Here is a 504-nt window from a genome sequence, read left to right on the forward strand (position 1 = left end):
TCACGTAAAACAGCACGCCACCCAGTTGCTAATTCACGGGCTTGTTTTAAAGAGACATGTCTTAAGGCACCCAAGCCCATTTCGCGGCGCCGACCATGAATGGTATAACGGTAAATCCATTGAGCACCTCCATCTTTACGCTTATGAAGTAACAAGCCGGCACCATCATTATATTTGCCAGCTCCCAATGTTGCGACAGCCCTTGCATTAAGACGGTTCATAAGAGCCATTTTTATTCTTTTCTTTCCTCATTTTTACCGACACACCAACCCCGCTTTTGACGTGCAAATAAGTGATATTAATTGATTCAAGATACACAGATTTAAAATGAGAGGATCCTACGTTATTCGAGACTCTCATTCAACATACAAAACAGTGAATTATCATTATAAATCAAGATCTTGTACGAGGATTACGGGCTTTAATGTGGATTTACGTCCTTTGGGTAGAGGATAATGGCAAAAGTCTTTAAGACCAGTTCTTGAGATAGGGAGCGTATAGCCC

The 504-nt window shown here is 41.5% G+C and carries 1 protein-coding gene; it reads right to left on the reverse strand.

Going from position 1 to position 504, the window contains the following annotated elements:
* The coding region (locus J7R13_RS08805) for an Arm DNA-binding domain-containing protein (RefSeq protein WP_208438307.1) at positions 1–230 on the reverse strand (230 nt) is incomplete at its 3' end.
* Between the last annotated feature and the right edge of the window lie 274 nt (positions 231–504).

The organism is Bartonella taylorii 8TBB (assembly GCF_902825155.1).
Taxonomy (GTDB): domain Bacteria; phylum Pseudomonadota; class Alphaproteobacteria; order Rhizobiales; family Rhizobiaceae; genus Bartonella; species Bartonella taylorii_A.